This is a genomic window from Hoeflea sp., from assembly GCF_039975035.1.
Lineage (GTDB): Bacteria > Pseudomonadota > Alphaproteobacteria > Rhizobiales > Rhizobiaceae > Hoeflea.
Window position 1 is genome coordinate 1 of sequence record NZ_JBDWHW010000236.1, and the last position, 17329, is coordinate 17329.

The window sequence follows — 17329 nt, forward strand, 5'->3', positions numbered from 1 at the left end:
CACCTGACTGCCGAAATCGATGATCAGGATGGAATCGGGATGAGTGGTGTGGAGGATATCGTTCATGGCGAGCGATTAAGCCAAAGCCGCGCCGGATGCAATCGCCGCCTCGACGCGATCCACCGCTAGAGCCAGTTTTTCGTCGATCACGTGAAGATACTCCGTCCAGTCGTCGATATGGGTGAGGTCGGACTTGCCGTCTGAAATGCCGCGCAGGCCGATGACCGGGATCGAGAACAGGCTCGCCGCACGCACCACCGCAAAAGTTTCCATGTCGACCATGTCGGCATCGATCAGGTCATAGGCAGCGCCGGAAACGATGTTGGCGCCGGTCGACAGGCGCACTGCAGGAATCTCCGGCACGACAACCGGCATGGGAAGGGCGGCAGGCAGATCCAGCAATGGGGTGCGCCCCTTCTCGAAACCCAGCGGGCTTGCATCAATGTCGCGATAACTCACCGAGGCCACCTGATAGATCGCGGTCTGCTCAAGCACACGGGAGCCGGCGGATCCGAGACAGACCAGGCAATCGATCCGTTCGCTGGCACCGCCGGCCAGTCTCGCAGCCACCATCATGGCCGATTCGACGGGACCGATACCGGTGATCAGCGGGTCAAACCGGGCCTTGAGATGGGGGCCATATTCCGGCTCCGCCGCCATCACATAGAGAACACGGTGATCACCAACTGACTTGATTTCACCTCTCATCCGGCGATTCCTTCACGTCCGCGCACCACCATCATCGTGCCTGTCATCGAGGCAATCAGCTTGGCCGGGCCGTCGGCAATGGCATATGCACGTCCGTCGCTGACAATGATGGTGCTGCCCGGCTTGGTGACTTCGCCGCGAAACAGGAACCTGTCGCCCCGGCCCGGCGACAGCAGATTGATCTTGAATTCAATGGTGAGCACCGCAGCCTCTTCCGGCATCACCGAGAGCGCGGCATATCCGCAGGCCGAATCCAGCGCGGCCGAGAGTATGCCGGCGTGAAGGAACCCATGCTGCTGGGTCAGATCGGTGCGAAACGGCATCTCGATCTCGACAACGCCATATTCCACACTGGTCAATTCGGCGCCAATTGTGCGCATGGCGTTCTGCCGCGCAAAACTCGCCGTCACCCGTTCTCGGAAATTCTCATCGGGCCTTTCATTCATGCGGCACATCCTTTCGCAGGTGCGAAGGTGCCAAGCAGCCGCTCAAACAGCAAGCTCTTTTTGAAGAGGCCCGACTCAGACCGGATTGAGCTGCCAGATTGCGCCATTCAGCAAGCCGGCAAATAAAACCCAGGCGGCATAGGGCAGAAACAGAAGCGCCGACGGGCGATCGCGGCTCCAGGCGAGCGTGATGAAGCAAAGGATGGCAATCAGCATGGCGATCAGCACTACAAGCGCCAGATCCGGTCGATGCAAGATGAAAAAGACCGGGGACCAGACCAGATTCAGCGCCATCTGGAGAAACCAGATCTTCGGCAGCCAATTACCGCGTTCGCGGATGAAAACCCGCGCACCGGCAATACCGATGAGCACGTAGAGCGCTGTCCAGACCGGTCCGAAAACCCAGCTTGGCGGATTGAAAGACGGCTTTTGCAGCCCCTGATACCAGGGACCGGGGATTGTGGAATATCCGACAAGGCTGCCGGCCGCGACAGTCAGAACGACAAACAGGATCAGCGTCAGTGCATGGGATTTATTCATGGTTCCACCTCTTGTGCGTCGTTGCCAGACAACCGGCACGCGGCACAGACTTTGGTGCTCCGTCCTGCCGGTTACATCTTGCGACGGAAACCGGCGAAATAGAATCCGTCCGTGCCGGTACGGCGTGGCGACAGCAGCAAGCCCAGGTTCTGGTCCGCATAGGGAACCGGCGCATCCGGGTCCGCCACGACACTGCCCCAACGCTGCTTGAGACTAATGGTTTCAAATTCAGGATGGCGTTGCAAAAACGCCTTGACCCGGTCGGTGTTCTCTTCCGGCAGCAGTGAACAGGTGACATAGGCCAGTTCGCCGCCGGGCCGGACATAGAGCGACGCGCTGTCCAGCACCTGGTCCTGATCGGCGACGCGGTCGTTGATGTTCTTTTCCGAGATGCGCCATTTGGCATCGGGGCGGCGGCGCCAGGTGCCGGTTCCTGTGCAGGGAGCATCAATGAGAACCCGGTCCATGCGGTTTTCCAGACCTGCAAGCATCGCGGCACGTTCCTTGATGTAGATGATCTCGGCGCCTGCTCGGCGGATACGCTCGACCATTGGCGCCAGCCGGCGCCGGTCGGCATCAAAGGCATTGATGCTTCCCTCATTGCCCATCATCGCCGCGAAGGCCAGCGACTTGCCACCGCCGCCGGCGCAATAATCGAGCACCTTTTCTCCGGCGGAAGCTCCAGCCAGTCCGGCGGCCAGTTGCGAGCCTTCGTCCTGGATTTCGAACCAGCCGCGAGCGAAGCTGACTTCGCTGGTGGCGGCGATCTGGCGCTGGGGTCCTTCGCCGGCTTCAATTCGGATGCCGTTCGGCGCCAGCCGGGTCGGGCGGGCGCCTTGCTCACCAAAGGCTTCCAGCACCTGGTCGCGCCCGGTTACAAGCGTGTTGACCCTGAGATCAAGCGGTGGGCGGGCGGTCATAGCTAGCGCTTCGGCTTCCCATTCGGGGCCGAAAGCGCGTTCGAAAGAGCCTGCCAGCCATTCGGGAATATCGGCGCGAACGTGGGGCGCGGCCTGAGACAGGTCACGGCCCAGACACGTGACGAGGTTCTCTGTCGAAGGGATCTCCGGAGCGAACTTGTCGCCATCCAGACTGGCGGTCAGTTGTTCCGGACTGATTTTCCATTGGCGCAGCAAGGTTGCCACGGCCAAACCGGCAGGCTCGTCAGTCTCCATGATGAAGCCGTGCGACAGCTTCATCCTGAGCGCGTCATGCACAAGGTTGGAAATGGCCGCGCGATCACCCGATCCGGCGAAGCGATGCGACAGGCCCCAGTCCTTGAGCGCATCGGGAACCGGCCGATGCCGGGTTTCGATATCAGTGAGAACCTCAATGGCTGCTTGCAGACGTCCGCCAATGCGCATGATTTTGTCTCCGAATGCATGTCGGGCTCACATGGAGACATCCGAGCGACAACGCACATGCATTGCTTCAATTGGGTACAGCATCCCTTGCACGTCACTTTTGAGGCGCGGTGCTGTTGATTGGCCTCTGCTAGAGCGTTTCGTGCTCAATTGAAAGCGATTTGACTGTGGACACGCCTAGATGCAGCGACCGCCATCGACTTCCATGGCGACACCAGTGATCATCGAGGCCTCGTCGGAACACAGGAAACAGGCGGCGTTGCCCATATCTTCCGGCGTCGAAAACCGTCCCAGCGGAATGGTCGAGAGGAATTTGGCGCGGATTTCCGGCGTATCCTCTCCCATGAAGGATTTGAGCAGCGGCGTTTCTCCGGCAACCGGATTGATGGCGTTGACCCGAATGCCGGATGGCGCCAGTTCGACCGCCATGGTCCGGGTCGCGGTGATCATCCAGCCCTTAGAGCAATTGTACCAGCTCAGCCGGGGACGGGGGCTGACGCCCGCGGTTGAAGCAACATTGAGGATGGCGCCCGAGCCTTTTTGTTTCATAGCCGGAACAAAATGGCGTGCGGTGAGGAAAACAGACTTGGCATTGACCGCCAGCACCCGGTCGAAATCCTCTTCGCTGACATCTTCGAGCGCTGCGGGGAGATGGGTGATGCCCGCATTGTTGACCAGAATATCGAGATGGCCGAACCGGCCAAGCACATCCCCGGACATGGCGGCGACGCTGTCATTGCTGGAAACATCGACGGAAACAGCAAACGCCCGCTCGCCCAGTTCCGCGGCAAGCGCGGTGGCGGCATCGGCATTGATGTCGGCGATGACGACGCGGGCGCCTTCAGCCAGGAACTTGCGGACGATGCCCGCGCCAAACCCGGATGCGCCGCCTGTGACCAGCGCGGTCTTGCCTTCAAGTCTCATCGAATTCTCCTCCAACGAAATTATTTGCCATGCCAGACCGCAACGGTCTTCAAGGCCGAGAAACCATACAGCGCCTCAAAGCCCTTTTCGCGGCCATGGCCGGATTTTCCAACGCCGCCAAAGGGCAGTTCCACACCGCCGCCAGCGCCGTAATTGTTGACAAACACCTGGCCCGAGCGGATCGCACGCACCAGACGCATCTGCCGGCCGCCGTCGCGGGTCCAGACTCCGGCGACGAGACCGTAATCGGTGCCGTTGGCGATAGCGATTGCTTCCTCTTCATCACGGAACGGGATGATCACCTGCACAGGACCGAAAATCTCGTCACGGGCCAGTGCATGACCAGGATCAACATCACCATAAAGCGTCGGCCGCACGTAATGGCCGCCCATCGGGGCTGATTTGGGCATCTGGCCTTCGGCGATCGGCGCCAGCCCGTCTTCATCCGCCTCGGAGAGAAATCCCTGAACAATGTTCTTCTGCCGCTCGGAAATCAGCGGGCCAACCGACTGATCCTCGATCGCGGCGCCGACGGTCAGCGCCTTGTAGCGCTCGCTCATCAGCCGCACGACGTCGTTGTGCAGTGGCGCCTCGACAAGAATGCGCGACGAGGCCGAACAGGTCTGCCCGGCGTTCTGAATGCCGGCATTGACCAAAAATGGCAGCGCCCGCTCAAGGTCGGCATCAGCGAAGACGATCTGCGGCGATTTTCCGCCAAGCTCCAGCGTCACCGGAACTACATTTTGCGCGGCTGCCTGCTGCACCTTGCGGCCGGTTTCCAGCGACCCGGTGAAAGAGAGATGATTGACACCCGGATGGCCGCAGAGCGCGGCACCGGCTTCTTCGCCCAGGCCCGGAACGACATTGAGCGCACCAGCCGGAAGACCACACTCCATGGCAATACGGGCGAAAGCCAGAGCCGTGAGCGAGGCTTCTTCAGCCGGCTTGAGAACCGCGGCGTTGCCCATAGTCAGTGCTGCGCCGACGGAGCGCCCGAGGATCTGCATCGGGTAATTCCACGGAATGATATGGCCGGTCACGCCGTGCGGCTCGCGCAATGTGTAGACCGTGTAATCGTTGAGATAGGGAATGGTCTCGCCGTGGATCTTGTCCGCCGCGCCGCCATAAAACTCGAGATAGCGCGCCAGCGCCCTGGCGTCGGCCCTGGCCTGGGTCAACGGCTTGCCGACATCGTGGGCTTCCAGCGTGGCCAGCCATTCGACATGGTCCTCCACCGCCCGTCCGATCTTGGCGAGCAAACGCCCCCGTTCGGCGGCGGGCATTTGCCCCCACTCACCCGCAAGCGCCGAGCGGGCGGCGTCGATAGCGGCCTCGATCTCGACTTTTCCGCCACGGGCGATGCGGCCGATTTCCTTGCCGGTCGAGGGATCTTCGACAGCAAGGGTGCGACCGCCGCTGGCACCGATCCATCGGCCGCCAATCAGGCATTGGCTGGTGTCAAATCCGGCGTCGAGAGTGTCGGTCACGGAAGTTCCTTTCGTCTGGATCAGCTTGCCGGTGCGGCGAGCGCCGCATCCAGTGACGGCGTCGCGGCCACCAGCATCTGTGTATAGGGATGTTGCGGATTGCGGAACACGCTGTCGGTTTCGCCCTGCTCGACAATGCGCCCGTCCTTCATCACCAGCACCCTGTCGGTGATGGCGCGAACCACGGACAAATCATGCGAGATGAACAGGTAAGACAGATCCAGTCGGTCTGAAAGACCAGCAAGCAAATCGAGAATCTGGGCGCGGATTGACACATCCAGCGCGGATACCGCCTCATCGAGCACAATCAGCGCCGGCTCGATGATCAGGGCCCGGGCAATGGCGATACGCTGACGCTGGCCGCCGGAAAACTCATGGATATATTTGTCGGCGTCGCTGGAGGAAAGGCCGACTTCAACCAGCGCCCGGTCAATCCGTCGCTCGAGTTCTGCGCCCCGCGGTGGTGATTTCAATAGATGAAACGGTTCCGTAACAAGACGACGAACCCGGTGACGTGGATTGAAAGACCCATAGGGATCCTGAAACACCACCTGCATCCTAGCCCTTAGTTCCGGGTGCGGACCATCGCCGGCGCTTGAGACCACATGACCGTTGAGCCTTATCTCGCCACCCTGCAGGGCATCGAGCGCCAGAATGGCGCGGGCGAGCGTTGATTTTCCGCAGCCTGATTCGCCGACCAGTCCGACATTTTCGCCATGGGAGATCTTAAAGCCGACCTGATCGACAGCGCGGAATGGCGGCCGCCTGACAAACAGGCTCCGGCGGGGCTGCTGGTAGTCGCGGACAACATTCTCAACCGACAAGACGGGGATTGCCGACGCCACAGGCTTGCGGCTTCGGTCGGGCACATGGGCGGAGGCGGAGAACAGGGCACGGGTATAGGGATGGCGCATGGTGCGGAACACCTCACGCGTCGGCCCGGTCTCGACCACGGCGCCGTCCTTGAGGATGGCAATCGTATCGGCCAGTCCGGCGACAACCGCCAGATCATGGGTGATCAGCATCAGCCCCATGTTCTCCTCGCGCACCAGCTCGATAAGCAGATCGAGAATCTGTGCCTGGGTGGTCACATCAAGCGCGGTGGTCGGCTCGTCGGCTATCAGCACCCTGGGTCTCAGCGCAATCGCCTGGGCGATTGCCACCCGCTGGCGTTGGCCGCCGGACAGATCATGCGGATACCGGTCAAGCGGAAAACGGTCTTCCGGCAGGCCAACCCGATCAAGCGTTTTGCGGGCGACTGCGAGGGCGTCGCGACGGCTTGCCCCGGTATGGATCCGCACGGTCTCGGCCACCTGGTCGCCGATTGTCATCACCGGATTGAGCGCGGTCATCGGTTCCTGGAAGATCATGCCGGCATCGCGGCCGCGCATCTCGCAGAGCTGTGCCTCATCCTTGCCCGCAACACTTTCGCCGCCGACCAGAATTTCGCCGTCCCAGCGGCTGCCTCGCGGCAACAATTGCATCACCGCCAGCGCGGTCATCGATTTCCCCGACCCCGATTCACCGACCACACCGAGAACCCGTCCGGGTTCAAGCGACAGGTCGATATCATGCAGCACTGTCTTGCCGTGAATGTCGACTTTCAGGTTGGAAATGACGAGCGCACTCATCCACGCCCTCGTCTCAGTTTGGGATCAAACAGGTCGCGCAGGCCGTCACCCATCAGGTTGAGGCCAAGCACGGTGATGATGATTGCAAAGCCGGGAAACAGGGCCATGTGCGGCGCCAGCGAGATCAGGGTTTGTGCATCAGCGAGCATCCGGCCCCAGCTTGGCAGCGGCGGCTGCGCGCCAAGCCCGACATAGGCAAGCGCTGCTTCGGCGAGAATGGCGAGCGAAAACTGGATGGTGCCCTGAACGATCAGCAGACTGGTGATGTTGGGCAGGATGTGTTCCGCGGAAATGCGCGCCTTTCCCTTGCCCGCAACCCGGGCGGCGAGCACGAAACCCCGGGTCCACAACGACAGCGCCGCACCGCGCGCCAAGCGCGCGAACACGGGCACATTGAAAATACCGATGGCGATGATGGCATTGATCGCGCCGGGGCCGAACACCGCGGTGATCATGATCGCCAGCAGCAGGGAGGGAAAGGCAAACACCAGATCGTTGCCGCGCATGATGATTTCGTCAACCAGACTGCCGCGCCGGGCGGCAGCGTAAAGGCCGAGCGGCACACCAAGGATCATGCCGATGCCGACCGCCACAAAAGCGACGGCAATCGACACGCGAGCCCCGACCATGATCATCGAAAACATGTCACGTCCGAAATGATCCGTGCCAAACCAGTGCTGCAAACCAGGCGTTTGCAGCTTTGCCGGAATGCTGAGCTTGGCCGGGTCGAACGGCGTCCAGATAAACGAGACAAGCGCCATAACGATGAAGAACGACGAAAGCGCACACCCGGTCAGGAATGCCGGGTGGCCCAGCGCCATGCGCAGGAATAATTTCTCGGTGGGCTGCGCGAGGCTCATCGGCGATGCCTTCTGAGCCGGGGATCGACGGCGGCATAGGCGAGGTCGACCAGAAAGGTGACGGCAATGACGGCAAAGACCAGCAGAATCACCACCGAGCGGACGACGATCAGATCGCGCTGGGTGATGGCCTGAAACACCAGCCGTCCGAGACCGGGCAGATAGAACACATTCTCGATGATGATGCCGCCGGCAAGCAGGAACGAGAACTGCAAGCCGATAATGGTCAGCACCGGGATCAGTGCGTTTCGCAGCGCATGCCGCCACAGCGCCTGGCTGCGGCTCAGGCCCTTGGCCCGGGCGGTGCGCATGAAATCCTCGTCCAGCGTATCGATGAGCGACGAGCGCATCACCCGCGCCAGAATCGAGGCTTGGGGCAGGGCGAGCGCGATCGCGGGAAGCGTCAGCGCTTTCAACGCCGGTCCGATGCCGGCTTCCCATCCCGGAAATCCGCCGGCCGAAAACCAGCGCAAATTGATCGCGAAGATCACAACCAGAATCATCGCGAACCAGAAATTCGGGATCGCGACGCCAAGCTGGGTCGCGCCCATCACCGATAGATCGGCTGCGCTGTTGCGCCGGGAGGCAGCGATGATGCCCGCCGGGAAGGCGATCAGAGTCGACAGCGCCAGTGCATAGAGCGTCAACGGCAGGGAGATCAGCACCCGATCCGAGATCAGCTCCGAGACCGGAACCCGGTAGGTATAGGACACGCCGAAATCGCCCTGCAGCAGTCCCGCCACCCATCCGATATACCGAAGCGGCAGCGGTTCATCGAGACCCATCTGCAGACGCAATGCAGCCACCGCCGCAGGATCGGCATTGATGCCCATCATGAAGGAGGCCGGATCGCCCGGCACCACTTCCATCACCATAAATATCACGACGCTTGCCGCAACGAGACTGAGCGACAGCGACAGGAGGCGCCTGAGCAGATAGGCGGTCATTGAACAGGATCCAAAAGCAGACTCACTCCAGGGCCGGCAACAAGGCCGACCCTGGTGCAGATATCAGGTGTCACTCTTCCCAGTATACGCCGGTCATATCGTTGGCCTGGGTTGGCGAGTTGGGCCAGATGCCCTTGAGCTTGGCGTTGGTTACGCCGGTGCGAGGAAGCTGGAACAGATAGGCGTTGACGTAGTCGTCAGCGATTTTTTTCTGCGCTGCCTGCATCAGCTCGGTGCGTCTGGCCGGATCTGTGGCCTTGTCGAGATCGGCCATGATCGCCTTGAAATCCGCATTGCCGTACTGGAAATAGTAGTCTTCGCGAGCATAGATGCCGATGTCCATCGGCTCGGTGTGGGAGACGATGGTCAGATCGAAATTCTTGCCCTTGAAAACGTCTTCGAGCCATTGCGCCCATTCGACATTGGTGATCTCGGCATTGATGCCGACCTCACGCAATTGCGCGGCGATGATCTCGCCGCCACGGCGGGCATAGCTTGGCGGGGGCAACTTGAGGGACAGTGTCAGATCCTTGATGCCGGCCTCGGCCAGAAGCGCCCTGGATTGGTCAGGATCATGGGCCGATTGCGCGGTCAGATCGACATAGGCCGGGTTATGCGGGGCAAAATGCGTGCCGATCGGCGTGCCATAGCCGAACAGGGCGCCATCGATGATGGCCTGACGATCGATGGCATGGGCTATCGCCTGACGCACCTTGATGTTGTCGAGCGGCGGCTTCTTGTTGTTCATCGCGAGAATGGTCTCGCCTTCCGATGAGCCGATAATGACCTCAAACCGAGGGTCGGCTTCGAACTGCACCAGGTTTTCAGGCGCCGGAAAGGCCGGATAGGCATCCAGATCACCCGCCATCATGGCGGCAAACGCAGCTGTCGGGTCGGAAATGAATTTGAACGTCACCTTGTCAAGTTTGACCGGCGTGCCCCAGTAGTCGGGATTGCGGTTGAGATCGACACGGTCTCCCTTGGCCCATTCACCAAAAGTGAACGGGCCGGTGCCGACCGGATGGGCGGCGTTGTCGGCCGCGGTCTCCGGAGCAACGATGACAGCATCGCCCCAGGCCATGTTGAAAAGAAACGATCCATTGGGTTTGGACAGGGTCACCCTGACGCTCGCCGGATCAACCACCTCGACCGACGCGATATCTGCGAACAGGGCCTTCTGGGCATTGGTCGAATCATCCGCGCGGGCACGATCGAGCGAGAATTTCACATCCTCGGCGTCAAATGCCGAACCATCGTGAAATTTCACCCCGGTGTGCAGCTTGAATGTGTAGGTGAGGCCATCCTCCGAAATCTCCCAGCTTTCAGCCAGCGCCGGCAGAATCGCACCATCCGAACCAAAGCGGGTCAGTCCTTCGAACACATTGGCATAAAGCACTTCGTCGATCGCGGCAGCCGCGCCGCCGGTCGGATCGAGATTTGGCGGTTCAAGCTGCATGCCGATGGTGGCGTCCATCTTGGCGGCCAGCGCCGGCGTGACGCCGAATGCCAATCCCAGGGCCAGTATCGAAACGGCTGCAGCCGCAATCGGGTTCTTTGTCATTTAAACTTCCTTCGCTCCCGTTGGCCCGGATGCGTCCTGCGCGCATCCGTGCAAAAGATCGTCCAGGGCAAAAGCCATTACCTTTGCCGAATCGATCATGTCTTCAATCCCGACATATTCATCAGGCTGGTGGGCCAGATCGAGGATGCCGGGGCCATAGGCGATACAGTCTTTCAAGCGGCCAATCCGGTCAATATGTTTCTGATCGTAGGTGCCGGGCGAGACAACGTGGACCGGTTCGCAGGCAAGAGCCGAGCGTATGCCGCGCTCCACCGCCTTGACCACCGGCGCATCCACGGAGGTCATGGTCGGGCTGACCTGCCAGAGTTCCTCGAAATCATAGCGGAATCCATGCCGCTCCGCCTTCACCCGTTCGAGAAGCGCCACGATTTCCTCTCGCACATCGCTCGCCTGCTCCTCGATCAGATAGCGCCGGTCAATGACCATGCGGGCTTCATCGGGCACGCAAGCCGAAGGAAAGCCGGTGAAATCCGGTTCCGGTTCGGCTTGGCCTCCGTGCAGGGAATTGATGTTCATGGTCGATTGCCGCGCGCCATCGGGGACAACCGGCATGGCGGTGCGTTTTTGCGCCAGCGCCGGAAACAGCGAGGTTTCCATTTCGGAAATGACCGCTCCCATGTGCCGCACGGCACAATCACCCAGGAAAGGCATGGACCCGTGTGCAATCCGCCCATGAGTGCGGATCTGCGCCCACATCACGCCACGGTGGCCCAGACAGATGCGATCCTTGTTGAGCGGCTCGGGAATGATGACATGCTGGACGCGCTCGGGCGAGAAATAGCCCTGCTCGGCGAGCCAGGCGACACCGCCATAACCGCCGGTTTCCTCATCAGCAGTACCGGAGATCTCGATTGCGCCGGGATAATCGGGCCAAAGCGCGACAAAAGCTTCGACCGCGATGATCGACGCGGCGAGCCCGCCCTTCATGTCGCAGGCGCCACGGCCGTAGATCTTGCCGTCGGAGACAGTTCCGCCAAAGGGATCGAAGGTCCAGCCGCTGCCGGTCTCGACCACATCGATGTGAGAATTGAAATGCACGCACGGGCCGGGGCGCCCACTTTCGCGGCGGGCAATCACATTCCAGCGTGGATGCCGTTCGCTGTCGCCGGGGGTGCCTTCGGCACGCAACATCTCGATGGCAAACCCGGATTTTGCCAGGCGCCGGGACAGATACTCGCAAATGTCGCGATAGAATTCGCCGGGTGGATTGATCGTCGGTATGCGAATCAGATCCTGGGTCAGAGCCACGAGATCGTCGCGCCGCGCGGCAATTTCCCGGGCCATTGCCTGCTGGCGATCAGATTGTTCGACGGCTTGCGCCATGTGATGTCTCCCTGCTGTCGCGCCACAATAGCGAGACCGGCAGGGCTGACAAGATGTCTCGGATCAGGAAACCACGCGAAAACAAACCTTTGCGACGCCGGATCTGATCATGCCCAAACGACCGGCGGCGGCCTTGGAGACATCGATGATGCGACCCTTGACGAAAGGTCCACGGTCATTGATGCGCACGACGACGGTTTTTCCGTTGTGCGGATTGCTGACTTCCACCTTGGTGCCAAAACGCAGACGCGGATGGGCCGCGGTCAGCTTGGACGGATCCATGCGTTCGCCCGATGCGGTGCGCGAGGTCAGTGCGTACCACGAGGCGCGTCCGCACGAGGGATCGGCGGCGGAGGCCGGGGTGGAGACAGTGACGCTGGCTGTCACGGCCATGAGGCCGGCAAGGAACAAAGATGCGGCTCGTGCGTTGGTGCTTGTTGAAGTCAATTTTGGATCCCTTTTGGTTCAGTCAGGGTGTTGCACACCGAACCGGGCCAAAAAAAGAACTGCAAAATCACTTGTTGTTGCGTTTTGTTGCAATGCAACAGAATCAGCCTGCCCAGGCCGCATCCCGCCACAGCGCGCCAAGGCCGGCTTCGTAGTCGGGGTGGAGAAATTCATATCCCGCCGCCCTTATCCTGGCATTGGAGACACGCTTGTTCTCGCTATAGAACGATCTGGCCATGGGAGAGATATCCGCGGTTTCGAAATCGGTTTCCGGTGGCGGCGCGACGCCCATCAGCTTTGCGGCACATTCAACCACATCCTGCGGCGGCGCGGGCACGTTGTCGGTCACATTGTAGATCCCGCCAAGACATTGTCGCGCCAGCAAGGCGGTGGCGCCGCCGATGTCCTCGACATGAATGCGATTGAACACCTGGCCGGGCTTGATCATCCGTCGCGCCTTGCCTTGTTCCAGTGTTCGAAGCGCATTGCGGCCAGGACCATAAATGCCCGACAACCTGATGATGGCAAGCGGCACATGCACCTGATCGGCCAGTCTGGCCCAACCTTCTTCGGCCGCCAGCCGCGCCACAGACCGTTTGGACACCGGGCGGCAAGGCGTTGTCTCGTCAACCCATTCGCCGCCATGATCGCCATAGACCCCGACCGTGGAGAGATACCCGATCCATTCAAGCTTCGGCATGATCTCGCCAAGCCCGCCGGCAAAGGCGTCGAGAAGCGGATCACCACCGGCATCGGGTGCAATCGACATGACCAGATGCGTGGTTTTTGAGAGCGCCTTGTGCAATTGCGGCGATGGTTGCCCCCCCTCATAAGTGAAAGGGGAGAGACCTGCGCTGCGCAACTCGCCAAATCGAGCCTCGCTGCGGGTCGTGCCCGCTGCAAACCCGCACTCACCGGCAAGGGTACGGGCGATGGCGAGACCGGAGAAACCTGCGCCGAAAATCATCAAGTTCATCTGCCGGTCCATCCTCTGACTACATTTGGTCTGGTCAATCCGGGTTCACCGGGAAGCTGGCGAGACAGCCGCATGCCATTCGGCGCGGACGTCATCATCCGGATCGACGCCGATCCGCCCTGCGAGGGCCTGCATATGGTCCTGCCCGGTCAATTGCATCAATGCCCAGACCGCAGCCCCACGCACCAGCGGCGAGGCATCCTCAAGCAGAACCTCGCAGGGCGGAACCAGTTTCGGATCGTCACTGTTGCCGGCAGCAATCAGCACGTTGCGTAGGAACCGGTCGCGGCCGATCCGCTTGACCGGAGAACCGGAGAAAAAGCTGCGAAACGCTGCATCATCCATCGCCAGGAAGTCGATCAACGGCGGCGACCGCAAATCATCGCGGGCGATCAGTTTCGCCTCATTCGCAGTCACCGCGTATTTGTTCCACGGGCAGGCCGCCAGGCAGTCGTCGCAGCCATAGATGCGATTGCCGATGGCCTTGCGGAATTCTTCGGGAACAGGCCCCTTGTTCTCGATGGTGAGATAGGAAATGCAGCGCCGCGCATCGATTTGATAGGGCGCGGGAAAGGCATTGGTCGGACAGGCATCGAGACAGGCCCGGCAGGAGCCGCAATGGTCAATCTCGGCCGTGTCCGGGGGCAGTTCCACGGTGGTGAAAATCGAGGCGAGAAACAGCCAGGAACCGTGGCTGCGACTGACCAGATTGGTGTGCTTGCCGATCCAGCCAAGCCCGGCGGACCTGGCCAGCGGCTTTTCCATCACCGGCGCGGTGTCGACAAAGACCTTGACGTCACCGCCTGACCGGGAGGCAAACTTGCCTGCAAGCTCCTTCAGCCTGCCCTTGATGATGTCATGGTAATCGCGGTTGCGGGCGTAGACCGAAATGTTTGCGCGGGTTCTTTGTCCAAGATTGGCAAGCGGGTCACTGTCCGGACCGTAATTCATCGCCAGCATGATCACCGAGCCGACCTCGGGCCACAGGGTTTTCGGGTCGGCGCGGCGGGCCCGCGTTTCATCAAGCCACAGCATCGATCCGTGTCGCTGCAACTCGACAAACCGGTCCAGCCGCTCGGCAATTTCCGGGCCGGTATCGGGAGCGGTAACCGCCAGGGCGCAGAAGCCGAGCCTCTCGGCCTCGGTGACCAGATAGGCCTTGAGCCGCTCAGCCCTGACGCCGGCCTTGTCAGCGGTAGTGGTTAGCGTAGAGGGATCAGCCGGCGCCATCGCCTTAGAAATCGAGATCTGCGTAATGGGCGACCGGTGGCAGATTCCGGATCCGGTCGGCCAGAAGCGGCCTGAAAGAAGGGCGGGATTTGACGCGCTGATACCAGTCCTTTGCCTGGGGATGTTCTTTCCAGTCAATTTCGCCCAGATAATCCATCACTGACAGCGCGGCGGCGGCGGCGAGATCAGCATAGCTCAAGCGGTCGCCGGCCAGCCAGGCGCGGGATCCGGCGAGCCAGGACACATACTTCATATGCTGGCGAATATTGGCCCGGCCGGTGCGAAGCATTTTCGGGTCAGGTGCACCGCCGCCATTGCTGGTGGGCATCTGCAGTTTGACAATCCGCTCGCGAACCAGCGGGCGAACCACATCCTGCTCGAACTTGATCAGAAACCATTCCAGCAATCGCCGGATTTCCGCACGCCGAAACGGATCCTCCGCCAGCAGGCGGCGATCGCGCTTGAACACGCCAAAAGATTCATCAAGCCACTCGGCGATGACGTGCGGTCCGCATAATGCATGAGCGTTGTCGGTCACCAGCACAGGCAATGTTCCGGCCGGATTGATCTTGAGAAACTCCCGACGATTCTCCCAGGGCAGTTCCTCGGAGAGGTCCGCCACGAAATCCACCTCGTTGAAACACACCCTGACGAAGCGGGAGGCGGCCGAAATTGTGTGATGATAAAGGACTGGCATCGTTGTGCTGAACGTGTTTGCGTTGGCGCCGGTGCGCGGGACTGGTCAGTTTCCGGGAAATAGAGCTATAGGGATTGGCCCACCGCAAGACAAGCGAATCACTAAACCAATGTTAGTGAATCCTTGTGGCGAAACCGGGTAGGGCTACCGCAAAGTGCGAAAACCAGTCGAGACAGGGATGTATCCAGCATGAATGATTCCACACTTGTAGGGGCTCTGCTGGGCCTTATAGAAGGCCTGACAGAGTTCGTTCCGGTGTCTTCGACCGCGCATTTGCTGCTGGCCGGGCATTTCCTGGGGTTCAAGTCCCCGGGCAACAGCTTCGAGGTGCTCGTACAGCTCGGCGCCATACTGGCGATCTTGTCGGTGTATTTCGCGCGGCTCTGGAAACTGCTTACAGACCTTCCATCAAGCCCCCAGGCGCGGCGTTTCGTTGCCGGCATACTTCTGGCTTTCCTGCCCGCGGCGGTGATCGGCGCGCTGGCCCATGACTTCATCAAGTCGGTGTTGTTTGAATCGACGGCGATGATTTGCTGGGTGCTGATCGGCGGCGGGATCATCCTGTTGATGATAGACCGGATGACGCTTACCCCGAAATATACCAATGTCATGGATTACCCGCTGCCGCTGGCATTCAAGATCGGGCTGTTCCAGTGCCTGGCGATGATCCCCGGCACGTCGCGCTCGGGAGCAACCATCGTCGGGGCATTGCTGATGGGCGCCGACAAGCGCTCGGCGGCGGAATTCTCGTTCTTCCTCGCCATGCCAACCATGGTGGGCGCTTTCGCGCTCGACCTGTACAAGAACTACGACAAGCTGGCCTATGACGACGTCGTCACCATCGCCGTGGGCTTTGTCATGGCGTTCATCGCCGGGGTGATCGTGGTGCGCAGTCTGCTCGACTTCGTATCAAGGCACGGTTTTGCGCTGTTTGCCTGGTGGCGCATCATTGTCGGCGTCCTTGGGCTCGTCGGTCTGCAGCTGCTGAGTTAGGCCCGAAACTATTCGGTCATAGTCTGGATGGCGCAGGGATCAACACCATAGGCCGGAGTGCAGCCCTTGGAAGAGTGGGCAACGCTGCGTGGCGCAAAGGCTGACGCGGACAGGATCACCACAATTGCAAAAGCGAATGCGGATACGACTGTTTTACCCATAAATACTCATCCCGACTTGTTTCGTCCCGACGCCTCGATTGACCAAAGCGCGTGGCGTTTGTTGTATTCCAAACATGCATTTCGCTGCCGCGGGCCGTAATACGGTGTTGATCCATGACACTGCGGAGAGCAATGAAGGCCCGCGAGAAGCAGGGGCGATTTACGCGGCTCTGCCTGTTGGTTCAAGTCCCAACCCGGCAAGGTCTCCAATAAAACCCGATAAACTTAAATCAATGCTAACCATGCGCCATTCCTGCAACACCACGCCGGACCAGATCGAGCGCCAGAATGGTCAGGCAGAGCTTGAAAAGCAGTTGAAAGCGGCTTTCGGGCATCTTGCGCAGGATATTGGCGCCCACCCAGGTCCCCGCAAGTCCGGTGACAATCATCGCCGCAATCAGCACAAGCCAGGGGGCAAAGGCAAAACCGGCAAGCGCAAAGGCGATGGTCTTGACCAGATGCTGCAGGCTCATGACCGCCGCGGTGGTAGCCTGAAACCGCAGTCGGTCAGGAAAAGTCTTGGACAAAACCACGGCGTTGAACGGTCCGGTGGCGCCAAAAAGCATTGTCAGGAAAGTGGTGATCGCGCCGGTGAGCACAAAACCCGGTAGCCTGATCGCCGCAAGCCGGGGAAGGCGCATCCAGGTGATGAGCAGAATAAATCCGCCAAGCGCCGCCCTGAGAACCGGTTCGGCCAGGGCGCCGACAGCAACACTGCCCATCCACGCTCCGGGGATAGCGCCGATCAAAAACGCCACAAGACAGCTCCAGGCAACATGGTCGCGCAGAATGGCTGCTCGGCCGACATTGGAGCCCAATTGCACGACGCCGTGGACCGGAATGATGACTGCAACGGGAAACAGATATCCCATCAACGCAAGCAAGGCGACGCCTCCGCCAATACCGACGGAAACAGTCAGCGCGGAGGCGAAAAAACTCGCTGTTATCAAAACCACCGCTGCCCAGGCTTCAAGCCCGGGCGGAACCAGCGCCGATATCAGCCAAGCAAAATC

At 60.6% G+C, this 17329-nt stretch carries 18 protein-coding genes; 1 reads left to right on the top strand and 17 read right to left on the bottom strand.

Translation table 11 applies throughout. From position 1 onward, the window contains the following. Positions 1–75: 75 nt before the first annotated feature. From ABJN75_RS20625 to ABJN75_RS20695, 15 genes are all read right to left on the bottom strand, one after another. Positions 76–708 (bottom strand): 5'-methylthioadenosine/S-adenosylhomocysteine nucleosidase, encoded by a 633-nt coding sequence (locus ABJN75_RS20625; RefSeq protein ID WP_348441481.1) that lies wholly within the window; start codon positions 706–708, stop codon positions 76–78. Beyond that, a complete protein-coding gene (locus ABJN75_RS20630; protein ID WP_348441482.1) occupies positions 705–1154 on the bottom strand; it encodes a PaaI family thioesterase in 450 nt (149 codons plus the stop codon). Before ABJN75_RS20630 ends, ABJN75_RS20625 begins: the two co-directional genes overlap by 4 nt. Before the next feature lie 75 nt (positions 1155–1229). Beyond that, on the bottom strand, positions 1230–1694 hold the full coding sequence (locus ABJN75_RS20635; RefSeq protein ID WP_348441483.1) for a TspO/MBR family protein: 465 nt from the start codon (positions 1692–1694) through the stop codon (positions 1230–1232). A gap of 71 nt (positions 1695–1765) precedes the next feature. Then, positions 1766–3058: an RsmB/NOP family class I SAM-dependent RNA methyltransferase gene (locus tag ABJN75_RS20640; protein ID WP_348441484.1), complete on the bottom strand. Its 1293-nt coding sequence runs from the start codon at positions 3056–3058 to the stop codon at positions 1766–1768. Positions 3059–3235: 177 nt separating this feature from the next. Then, positions 3236–3982, bottom strand: coding sequence for an SDR family oxidoreductase (locus ABJN75_RS20645; protein WP_348441486.1), 747 nt, complete (start codon positions 3980–3982; stop codon positions 3236–3238). 20 nt (positions 3983–4002) lie between these two features. Further along, complete coding sequence (locus ABJN75_RS20650) at positions 4003–5469, bottom strand: aldehyde dehydrogenase family protein (RefSeq protein ID WP_348441487.1); 1467 nt, start codon at positions 5467–5469, stop codon at positions 4003–4005. A gap of 20 nt (positions 5470–5489) precedes the next feature. Then, positions 5490–7100, bottom strand: a complete 1611-nt coding sequence (locus ABJN75_RS20655; RefSeq protein WP_348441488.1) for an ABC transporter ATP-binding protein — start codon at positions 7098–7100, stop codon at positions 5490–5492. Then, positions 7097–7921 carry an ABC transporter permease gene (locus ABJN75_RS20660; RefSeq protein ID WP_348441523.1) on the bottom strand — a complete coding sequence of 275 codons (825 nt, stop codon included), beginning with the start codon at positions 7919–7921 and terminating at the stop codon, positions 7097–7099. Before ABJN75_RS20660 ends, ABJN75_RS20655 begins: the two co-directional genes overlap by 4 nt. Positions 7922–7956: 35 nt before the next feature. Then, positions 7957–8907 (bottom strand): ABC transporter permease, encoded by a 951-nt coding sequence (locus tag ABJN75_RS20665; RefSeq protein WP_348441489.1) that lies wholly within the window; start codon positions 8905–8907, stop codon positions 7957–7959. Positions 8908–8977: 70 nt separating this feature from the next. Next, positions 8978–10468, bottom strand: a complete 1491-nt coding sequence (locus tag ABJN75_RS20670; protein ID WP_348441490.1) for an ABC transporter substrate-binding protein — start codon at positions 10466–10468, stop codon at positions 8978–8980. After that, on the bottom strand, positions 10469–11812 hold the full coding sequence (locus ABJN75_RS20675) for an acetylornithine deacetylase/succinyl-diaminopimelate desuccinylase family protein (protein ID WP_348441491.1): 1344 nt from the start codon (positions 11810–11812) through the stop codon (positions 10469–10471). A 63-nt stretch (positions 11813–11875) separates the two neighbouring features. Beyond that, positions 11876–12205 (bottom strand): septal ring lytic transglycosylase RlpA family protein, encoded by a 330-nt coding sequence (locus ABJN75_RS20680; protein WP_348441524.1) that lies wholly within the window; start codon positions 12203–12205, stop codon positions 11876–11878. Positions 12206–12362: 157 nt separating this feature from the next. After that, positions 12363–13235 carry an SDR family oxidoreductase gene (locus tag ABJN75_RS20685; RefSeq protein ID WP_348441492.1) on the bottom strand — a complete coding sequence of 291 codons (873 nt, stop codon included), beginning with the start codon at positions 13233–13235 and terminating at the stop codon, positions 12363–12365. Between the two features lie 45 nt (positions 13236–13280). Continuing rightward, entirely contained in the window at positions 13281–14465 is a 1185-nt protein-coding gene (gene queG / locus ABJN75_RS20690) for a tRNA epoxyqueuosine(34) reductase QueG (RefSeq protein ID WP_348441493.1), read from the bottom strand. 4 nt (positions 14466–14469) lie between these two features. Beyond that, positions 14470–15162 (bottom strand): glutathione S-transferase family protein, encoded by a 693-nt coding sequence (locus tag ABJN75_RS20695; protein WP_348441495.1) that lies wholly within the window; start codon positions 15160–15162, stop codon positions 14470–14472. 189 nt (positions 15163–15351) lie between these two features. Between ABJN75_RS20695 and ABJN75_RS20700 the strand changes: the two genes are divergently transcribed. Then, the gene (locus ABJN75_RS20700; protein ID WP_348441496.1) at positions 15352–16155 is read left to right on the top strand and encodes an undecaprenyl-diphosphate phosphatase; all 804 of its coding nucleotides are present in this window, start codon (positions 15352–15354) and stop codon (positions 16153–16155) included. Between the two features lie 8 nt (positions 16156–16163). Here the strand turns inward: ABJN75_RS20700 and ABJN75_RS20705 are convergent, their stop codons facing one another. Both ABJN75_RS20705 and ABJN75_RS20710 read right to left on the bottom strand, forming a co-directional pair. Beyond that, entirely contained in the window at positions 16164–16316 is a 153-nt protein-coding gene (locus ABJN75_RS20705; RefSeq protein WP_348441497.1) for a hypothetical protein, read from the bottom strand. A gap of 236 nt (positions 16317–16552) precedes the next feature. Further along, positions 16553–17272: a sulfite exporter TauE/SafE family protein gene (locus ABJN75_RS20710; protein ID WP_348441498.1), complete on the bottom strand. Its 720-nt coding sequence runs from the start codon at positions 17270–17272 to the stop codon at positions 16553–16555. Between the last annotated feature and the right edge of the window lie 57 nt (positions 17273–17329).